Here is a 7,540-nt window from a genome sequence, read left to right on the forward strand (position 1 = left end):
GCGATCGGGTTGGACTGGCGGCCGACCCGCGCACCCGTCCATCTGGTGCTCGAACGCCGCATCGGCATCGCCGGCGTCAGGGGCGGCACCGCCGCCGGGGCGATCGGCGGCATCGGCCCGACCGCGATCGGCGCCGGCCTGCGCCTCGAAGGTTATGGCCAGGCCGGCGCGATCCTGCGCGATCGCGTGGAGGGGTTCGTCGACGGCTCGGCGCGCGTCACCCAAACGTTCGGGCCGGTCGATCTCGGCCTCGGTGCCTGGGGTGCGGCGCAACGCGGGGCGGCGCGGCTCGATCTCGGCCCGACGATCGGCGTCGCGGTGCCGGTGGCCGGCCGCACCTTCCGCCTCGCCGCTGACTGGCGCCAGCGTGTCGCCGGTGACGCCCGTCCCGGATCGGGCCCGGCGGTGTCGCTGGGCGTCGATTTCTAGCCGTAGGCGCGCCAGAAGAAGACCAGGGTGGTCGCGCCGGTGACCAGCAGGGTCCACGCCCGCACCGCGCCCGCCGGTAGTCGCTTGCCGACGTGCGCGCCCGCCCAGCCGCCGGCGATCGCGCCCAGCAGCATCGGCAGGCCCGCCGTCCAGCGCACCATCCCCGCGGCGACGAATACCAGCGCCGCTGCGGCATTGGCCACCGCCAGCATCAGGGTGCGCGGCGCGAAAAGCGCGCGCGGGCTGTGGCCGGCGAGCAGGCCGTAGGTGGCGGTCATCATCATGCCGACGCCGCCTCCGAAATAGCCGCCATAGACGCCCAATGCCGCCTGCGCGGCCATCAGCGCGCCCGGCCCGATCGTCACGCGGCGCTGTAGCCACGCCGCCGCACGCTTGCCGAAGGCGAGCACCACGAAAGCGTAGAGCACCAGCCAGGGGATGATCACGTCGAACGCGTCGGACGGCGTCAGCACCAGCAGCGCCGATCCGATCAGCCCGCCGGCGAAGGTGATCGCCGCCAGCATGCGCACCCGCACGCCCGACAGCGGCGCCAGCTCGTCGCGGAACGTCCAGGCGCTGGTCGCCGCGCCGGGCAGCAGCGCGACGTTGGACGTGGCATTGGCGACATTGGCCGGCAGCCCGAGTGCGAGTAGCGAGGGCAGGGTGGCGAAGGTGCCCCCGCCCGCCAGCGCGTTCATCGCCCCGCCCACGAAGCCGGCAGCCGCGGACAGGAGCAGGGTCGAGAGGGCCATCCATCCCGCTTTAGGCCGGCGCGGGCGGCTGTCGAGGGCGGAGGCGCGGCCGCGCCTAGTGGCAGGCGACGCGGTTGGGGGGGATCTGCGCCACCATCGTGTCGAACACGGAGGTCAGCTGATCCACCGTGATCGGCTTGCGGATGATCGCGGCCGGGCCATTGTCGGTGTGCAGGTCGTCGGGCCAGGCAGTGATGTAGATCGTCGGCACCGGCCCGCAGGCGGCGCGGATCCGCTCCACCGCGCTGGTGCCGCGGCCGTTGCGCAGCTTCAGGTCGGACAGGATCAGCCAGGGGCGGTGGTTGCGTGCCAGTTCCACGGCCGCCTCTTCATTCTCGGCGATCGCAACGGAGGACGCCCCGGCAACCAACGCTATGTCCGCGACAAGCTGAGCGAAAAGATACTGGTCTTCGATGACGAGAACGTGGCGCATGTCCCCTCCTGAAACCAGGAAGACTCATGACCTCTTATGGTTCCCGATGTTGCGCGCAGCCTGGGCCAGTAAAGCCGCAGTTAACCCTCTTCGCCGGACAGTGACGCGAAGACTCCGCACATCCGTGAACCGCACGGTCGCTTTCAGATGGCCGCGTGTGCCGTCTCGCGATCCCGTTCGGCGCGCGACTTCTTCTCCGCCGCGGTCTTGAGCTGCCCGCAGGCCGCATCGATGTCACGCCCGCGCGGGGTACGCACCGGCGCGGAGATACCCGCCTCGAACACGATGTTGCTGAACGACTTGATCCGCTCGGGAGTCGAGCATTCGTAGCCAGCGCCCGGCCAGGGATTGAACGGGATCAGGTTCACCTTCGCCGGCAGCCGATACTGGCGCAGCAGCCGGACCAGCTCGCGCGCATCGTCGTCGCTGTCGTTCTTGTCCTTGAGCATGACGTATTCGAAGGTGATGCGCCGCGCGTTGTTGGCGCCGGGATAATCGGCGCAGGCCTGGAGCAGGTCCTCAATGCCGTACTTGCGGTTCAAGGGCACGATCTCGTCGCGCACTTCCTTGGTCACCGCGTGAAGCGACACTGCCAGGTTGACGCCGATCTCCTCGCCCGCGCGCGCCATCATCGGCACCACGCCGCTCGTGGAGAGCGTGATCCGCCGCTTGGAGAGCGCGAGGCCATCGCCGTCCATCACCACGGCGAGCGCGTCGCGGACGTTCTCGAAATTATACAGCGGCTCGCCCATGCCCATCATTACGATGTTGGTGAGCATGCGGCCCTCGGGCTGGCTGGGCCATTCGCCCAGGCCGTCGCGGGCGAGCATCACCTGGCCGACGATCTCGCCCGGCGTCAGGTTGCGCACCAGGCGCATCGTGCCGGTGTGGCAGAAGGTGCAGTTGAGCGTGCAGCCGACCTGGCTGGAGACGCACAGGGTGCCGCGATCGGCGTCCGGGATGAACACCATCTCGAAATCATGGCCGTCGTCCGACCGGAGCAGCCACTTGCGCGTGCCGTCACTGGAGACCTGCGCCTCCACCACCTCGGGCCGCCCGATCACGAACCGTTCGGCCAGCCAGGGCTGTTGCGCCTTGGCGATGTCGGTCATTGCCGAAAACTCGGTCGCGCCGCGATTGTATATCCAGTGCCAGATCTGCTTGGCGCGCAGTTTCGCCGCCTTGGCGTCCAGCCCCGCTTCGAGCAGCGCCTGGCGCAGCTGGTCGCGCGACAGCCCGACCAGGTCGACACGCCCGTCGGTTCGCGGCGCGATGGCGCGCGCGACGGGCACGGGATCGATGTGCCCCGGAATGGGCATGGCGGGCGACGCTGTCGGCATGGGACGCGCACATAGTCCAGATCGGGCCGGTTTTCCAGCGGCGCCGTTGCGAGGAGGGGCCGGGGGTGGCACCGTCATCACCATGGGGCCCGCCGAATCCGAGATCGAAGCGCTGCGCCGCCGCCTGCGCAGCGGCGAGACCTCACTGCTCGACAAATATTCCGGCCGGGTCGACGCGGTCGAACGAGTGCGCCCGGTATTCGTGGTCGGCGCCGGGCTGGGCGCGGCGCTCACCGCGGGCAGCCGCTTCGTCGCGGACGTACCGGGGATCGTTCTCGCCGTGATCGGGATCACGGCTGCGCTGATCTTCGGCGGCCTCGTCGGCTGGGCGGACTTTCGCAAGCTGGAGATCTCCCGCGAGGCGCGCGACGCGCTGACGATCGCCGAGGACGCGCTCGACCGCGCTGCCGCAGACGCCGCCGCGCTTGACGAGCAGAGCCGGCGACGTGAGCGGCGCGAGGAACGGCTCAGGGCGGGCGAGTTGATGCGCGAGGCGATCAGCCTCGGCTTGATCAGCGGTCTGATGATCGGCGACGCGCTGGATGCGATGCTCGCTGCTGCCAGGCTACGCCTGATCTCGGCCTGCGGCTTCGATGCCGCCGAATATTGGGCGGTCACGATTTTCGCTGTCACCGATGCGGGCGATGAAATGGGCAAGGTTGCGGCCTTGTGGAACGACGTCACCGCCAGCGCGCGGCCGAGCCGAAGCTGGCACAAGGGAGAGGGGTTCACCGGTGTCGCCTGGCAGGTCGGCGGGCCGATCGTGGTGCCCGACGTGGAAGCTGCCTCGGTCGCAGACGCGTTCCGACTTCCTGAAGAACAGCAGCGCGCCCATGATCGCGTGCGCTACCGCTCGGCGGCGGCGATGCCGGTGTTCGTCGACAACGTGGTCTGGGGCATCGTCACCGCGACGAGCGACCGGGCAGGTCGGTTCGACCTCGCCGCGGCGGAGGGCGCCGAGGCGGTGGAAGCAATCCGCGACGTGACGCATTATGCCGCCCTCCTCGCCATCATGGATCGCTTGGTCGACGATGAGGAGGCCGAGGATGAGTGATGCAACCGATCGCGTGATCGATTATATGGATCGCATGGACCGGAAACGCGGCTACGGTGAACTCACGATCGAGCTCCAGCGCACCCTGGCGGAAGCCATCCGGCTGCGAAAGGCGGATCGTAACGATCCCCGCGCGCGCGAACTGATGCTGCGTGCCGACCAGATCAACCAGGAGCGGGCACTCACCCCGCTCTGATCTCTTTCCCGCTCTGATTATCTTCCCGCTCTGATTATCGCCCCGCGCAGGCCAGCGCCGCCGCGTCGATCGCGGTGGCGGCGCCCGGAAGCGCATAGGTGTCCGCAAACGGCCGGCCGCGTTCGGAGACTGCCGCCACGCTCATGCTCCGCTGTCCCCGCATCGCTTGAACGATGGCGAGATCGGTGGCGGCGTCCGGCGCCCAAGCGGCGGTGGCATTGCCCGCCAGCGTGAAGCGGCGTTCGCCCACCGACAACGTCACCGGCCCGCGATGCGTCCGCCGCGTAGACAGGCGGAAGAATATCCGGTTGCGCCGGTCGCGGCCCCAGCGGCTTGCGACACTGGCGAACGGGCGCACGCGCGATGCCGCACCACTGCGCGCCGGCGCGGCGATCGCATAGCAGTCGCCGTCGTCGCGGCGGAACGCGCCCCAGCTCTCCCACACCCCGACCGGCGCCGCCGCCAGCAGCAGCGCCGCGATCATGCAGGTGCGCGCCCCGTGCCCAGGTGGACCAATGTCTCCACCCCGCGCTCGATCATCGAGATTGTGCCCTGCGGATGGCCGGGCAGCACCGGCGCGCCGCATGGGTCCACCGGCGCCCCCGTCATCACTCCGCGCAGCACCCGGCTGGAGATGCCATGCATGATCACCAGCCGATCGCCCGGCGCATCGGTGTCCGCGAGCCAGCCCGACACCCGTTCCGCGATCGCCTCGTAGCGCTCGCCGTCGGGGGCGGGGCGCAGCAGGCCGCCCGGGTCGATCACCGGCCCCACCTCGCCGACGACATCGTCGTAATAACGCCCGCCCCACGAGCCCATGCCGATCTCGGTCAGCCGTGCGTCGGTGCGCGCCTGGTGCCAGTCGAGCTCCAGATGCTCGGCCACCACCGCCAGCGTCTGGAGCGCGCGCCCCGTGGGCGAGGCCCAGAGCGTCAGCGCCGGCTTTGCGCCCAGCGCGGCGCGCAGCGCCCGCCCCATCTCCTCGGCCTGGGCGAAGCCGGCGCGGGTCAGCGGCGTGTGCGGGTGATCGCCCTGAAGTCGTCGCGCGGCATTGAACACGGTTTCGCCGTGTCGCGCGATGATATCGCGCCCTTTGCGCTGGCTTGGAATCATGCCCCGCCCGTTCAACCCCCTGTGGCGTAAAAGCAACGGAAAACCGCGTTTATCTGGGGTTCATGCAACTTCGCCTCCGACCGCCCATTTGGCGCATCCCGACCCGAGCACGGGTCCATGGAATGGAGTTTTTCATGCGTAAGCTTGTTCTGGGCGCCCTTGCCGCCGCCACCGTAGCCACCCCGGCCCTGGCGCAGGACGTCGGCGGCCCGTTCACTGGCCCGCGCGTCGGCGCGATTCTCGGCTGGGATGGCCTGCGCGCCGGCAGCACCGAGGATTCGGACTTCCGCGGTGGTGACGAATCGGCGGATGGCCTGCTCTACGGCGGCGACATCGGCTATGACATGGCGTTCAACGGTGCCGTGGTCGGCGTCGAGGGCGAGATCACCGGTTCGACCGCCAAGGTCGAGAACAACGTCGACAACTTCGGCTATGGCCGGGTGAAGGCGGGCCGCGACCTCTATCTGGGTGCGCGTGTCGGCGTGCTCGCCACCCCCACCACGCTTGCCTACGTCAAGGGCGGCTACACCAACGCGCGTCTGGACCTTACCCGTCGCAACGACGTCACCACCGATCGTCACTACAACCTCGATGGCTATCGCATCGGTGCGGGCGTCGAGCAGTCGATGGGCGGCAAGGCCTATGTGAAGGCCGAGTATCGCTATTCGAACTACGGTGACGCCCGTCTCGAATATGCGAACGGTGCGAACACCGACAATTTTTCGGTGGACACCGATCGTCACCAGGTCGTGGTCGGCGCCGGTATCCGTTTCTAAACCCGGGACGGACAAAAACGGGGGGCGGGGCGCTTGCTCCGCCCCTTGCCTTCTGGCTAGGGTCCGAAACGGTTTGCGAGTGCTGCCCCTGGCCGAGTCCGGTGGGCCCGGGGGATGACAATGAAGGCGACCATCGAACGTGCGACGCTGCTCAAGGGACTGAGTCACGTTCAGTCCGTGGTGGAACGCCGCAACACCATCCCCATCCTGTCCAACGTGCTGATCGAGGCGGGCGAGGGCAGCCTGCGGCTGATGGCGACCGATCTCGATCTTCAGATCAACGAGCAGGTGCAGGCCGCCGTCGACCAGCCCGGCGCCACCACCGTCTCCGCGCACACCCTGTTCGATATTGCGCGCAAGCTGCCCGAGGGGGCCCAGGTCTCGCTCAGCGCCGCCGAGGGCCGCATGGCGATCACCGCCGGCCGGGCGCGCTTCTCGCTGGGCACGCTGCCGCGCGACGACTTCCCGATCATCGCCGAGGGCGAGCTGCCGACCAGCTTCGAGATCCCGGCCGAGACGCTCAAGCAGATCATCGACAAGACGCGCTTTGCCATCTCCACCGAGGAGACGCGCTACTATCTCAACGGCATCTTCCTCCATGTCGCCGAGGACGTGCTCAAGGCCGCCGCGACCGATGGCCACCGCCTCGCCCGCGTCACCATGCCGCGCCCCGACGGCGCTGAGACCATGCCCGACGTGATCGTGCCGCGGAAGTGCATCGCCGAGCTCCGCAAGCTGCTCGACGAGGTCGACGGTTCGGTCGGCGTGTCGCTCTCGGCCACCAAGATCCGCTTCGATCTCGGCCAGGCGATCCTCACCTCCAAGCTGATCGACGGCACCTTCCCGGATTACAGCCGCGTCATCCCGACCGGCAATGACAAGATCCTCAAGCTCGATCCCGCCACCTTCATGGAGGGTGTCGACCGCGTCTCCACCATCGCCACCGAGAAGACCCGCGCGGTGAAGATGGCGCTCGACCGCGACAAGATCACGCTCTCGGTCACCAGCCCGGAGAACGGCACCGCGGCCGAGGAGATCCCGGTCGACTATGCCGCCGCCGGGTTCGAGATCGGCTTCAACAGCCGCTACCTCATGGACATCCTTGGCCAGATCGACGGCGACCTCGTCGAGGTCCACCTCGCCGACGCCGCCGCGCCGACGCTGATCCGCGAGAACGACAAGGCCGCCGCGCTCTACGTGCTGATGCCGATGCGGGTGTGATGCGGGCGGGGTTCCGGCAGGGCGGTGGCCGCCCCGCCGGAACGGTCCGCCTCACCCCAGGATGAAGTCCGCCGAGGTCAGCGTCAGGTAGCTGTTGATCCCGATGTTCATGTCCACCTGCCGATCGCCGTTCAGATCGATCTCGATCAGCGTGCCCTCGACATAGGTGTCGTACCGCACCTGGCCACCGCCGCTGAACCCGGCAGTGCCGATGAAGGCAAGATGG

The 7,540-nt window shown here is 68.8% G+C and carries 9 protein-coding genes and 1 pseudogene; 5 read left to right on the top strand and 5 right to left on the bottom strand.

The features are described 5' to 3' along the window. A pseudogene (locus tag ACFDTH_RS16365) lies at positions 1 to 429 on the top strand (hypothetical protein); the annotation flags it as partial. Here the strand turns inward: ACFDTH_RS16365 and ACFDTH_RS16370 are convergent. The 3 genes from ACFDTH_RS16370 to rlmN all read right to left on the bottom strand — a co-directional run bounded on the left by ACFDTH_RS16370 (position 426) and on the right by rlmN (position 2,954). Further along, positions 426 to 1,181 carry a sulfite exporter TauE/SafE family protein gene (locus ACFDTH_RS16370; protein WP_375288629.1) on the bottom strand — a complete coding sequence of 252 codons (756 nt, stop codon included), beginning with the start codon at positions 1,179 to 1,181 and terminating at the stop codon, positions 426 to 428. The pseudogene ACFDTH_RS16365 and the gene ACFDTH_RS16370 overlap by 4 nt on opposite strands. A 55-nt stretch (positions 1,182 to 1,236) precedes the next feature. Next, positions 1,237 to 1,614 carry a response regulator gene (locus tag ACFDTH_RS16375; protein WP_375288630.1) on the bottom strand — a complete coding sequence of 126 codons (378 nt, stop codon included), beginning with the start codon at positions 1,612 to 1,614 and terminating at the stop codon, positions 1,237 to 1,239. A gap of 143 nt (positions 1,615 to 1,757) precedes the next feature. After that, positions 1,758 to 2,954, bottom strand: coding sequence for a 23S rRNA (adenine(2503)-C(2))-methyltransferase RlmN (gene rlmN, locus ACFDTH_RS16380; protein ID WP_375288631.1), 1,197 nt, complete (start codon positions 2,952 to 2,954; stop codon positions 1,758 to 1,760). An 82-nt stretch (positions 2,955 to 3,036) separates the two neighbouring features. Here rlmN and ACFDTH_RS16385 point away from each other — a divergent pair, with 82 nt between their 5' ends. After that, the gene (locus tag ACFDTH_RS16385) at positions 3,037 to 4,008 is read left to right on the top strand and encodes a GAF domain-containing protein (RefSeq protein ID WP_375288632.1); all 972 of its coding nucleotides are present in this window, start codon (positions 3,037 to 3,039) and stop codon (positions 4,006 to 4,008) included. Next, the gene (locus ACFDTH_RS16390) at positions 4,001 to 4,204 is read left to right on the top strand and encodes a hypothetical protein (protein WP_375288633.1); all 204 of its coding nucleotides are present in this window, start codon (positions 4,001 to 4,003) and stop codon (positions 4,202 to 4,204) included. The genes ACFDTH_RS16385 and ACFDTH_RS16390 overlap by 8 nt, the downstream gene beginning before the upstream one ends. A 34-nt stretch (positions 4,205 to 4,238) precedes the next feature. Here ACFDTH_RS16390 and ACFDTH_RS16395 read toward each other — a convergent pair whose 3' ends face one another. Together ACFDTH_RS16395 and ACFDTH_RS16400 are read right to left on the bottom strand one after the other, a co-directional pair. Beyond that, a complete protein-coding gene (locus tag ACFDTH_RS16395; protein ID WP_375288634.1) occupies positions 4,239 to 4,688 on the bottom strand; it encodes a hypothetical protein in 450 nt (149 codons plus the stop codon). Then, positions 4,685 to 5,317 (bottom strand): histidine phosphatase family protein, encoded by a 633-nt coding sequence (locus ACFDTH_RS16400; protein ID WP_375288635.1) that lies wholly within the window; start codon positions 5,315 to 5,317, stop codon positions 4,685 to 4,687. Before ACFDTH_RS16400 ends, ACFDTH_RS16395 begins: the two co-directional genes overlap by 4 nt. A gap of 134 nt (positions 5,318 to 5,451) precedes the next feature. On the opposite strand from ACFDTH_RS16400, the gene ACFDTH_RS16405 reads away from it, so the two are divergent. Together ACFDTH_RS16405 and dnaN are read left to right on the top strand one after the other, a co-directional pair. Next, positions 5,452 to 6,093 carry an outer membrane protein gene (locus ACFDTH_RS16405; RefSeq protein ID WP_375288636.1) on the top strand — a complete coding sequence of 214 codons (642 nt, stop codon included), beginning with the start codon at positions 5,452 to 5,454 and terminating at the stop codon, positions 6,091 to 6,093. 120 nt (positions 6,094 to 6,213) lie between these two features. Further along, positions 6,214 to 7,314, top strand: a complete 1,101-nt coding sequence (dnaN, locus tag ACFDTH_RS16410) for a DNA polymerase III subunit beta (RefSeq protein WP_375288637.1) — start codon at positions 6,214 to 6,216, stop codon at positions 7,312 to 7,314. Positions 7,315 to 7,540 lie beyond the last annotated feature (226 nt).

This window comes from Sphingomonas sp. (assembly GCF_042096255.1).
Lineage (GTDB): Bacteria > Pseudomonadota > Alphaproteobacteria > Sphingomonadales > Sphingomonadaceae > Sphingomonas.

Excerpts from the sequence above, each read along its gene's own strand:
- ACFDTH_RS16370 (WP_375288629.1), bottom strand. The coding sequence starts at position 1,181 with ATGGCCCTCTCGACCCTGCTCCTGTCCGCGGCTGCCGGCTTCGTGGGC.
- ACFDTH_RS16375 (WP_375288630.1), bottom strand. The coding sequence starts at position 1,614 with ATGCGCCACGTTCTCGTCATCGAAGACCAGTATCTTTTCGCTCAGCTT.
- rlmN (WP_375288631.1), bottom strand. The coding sequence starts at position 2,954 with ATGCCGACAGCGTCGCCCGCCATGCCCATTCCGGGGCACATCGATCCC.
- ACFDTH_RS16385 (WP_375288632.1), top strand. The coding sequence starts at position 3,037 with ATGGGGCCCGCCGAATCCGAGATCGAAGCGCTGCGCCGCCGCCTGCGC.
- ACFDTH_RS16390 (WP_375288633.1), top strand. The coding sequence starts at position 4,001 with ATGAGTGATGCAACCGATCGCGTGATCGATTATATGGATCGCATGGAC.
- ACFDTH_RS16395 (WP_375288634.1), bottom strand. The coding sequence starts at position 4,688 with ATGATCGCGGCGCTGCTGCTGGCGGCGGCGCCGGTCGGGGTGTGGGAG.
- ACFDTH_RS16400 (WP_375288635.1), bottom strand. The coding sequence starts at position 5,317 with ATGATTCCAAGCCAGCGCAAAGGGCGCGATATCATCGCGCGACACGGC.
- ACFDTH_RS16405 (WP_375288636.1), top strand. The coding sequence starts at position 5,452 with ATGCGTAAGCTTGTTCTGGGCGCCCTTGCCGCCGCCACCGTAGCCACC.
- dnaN (WP_375288637.1), top strand. The coding sequence starts at position 6,214 with ATGAAGGCGACCATCGAACGTGCGACGCTGCTCAAGGGACTGAGTCAC.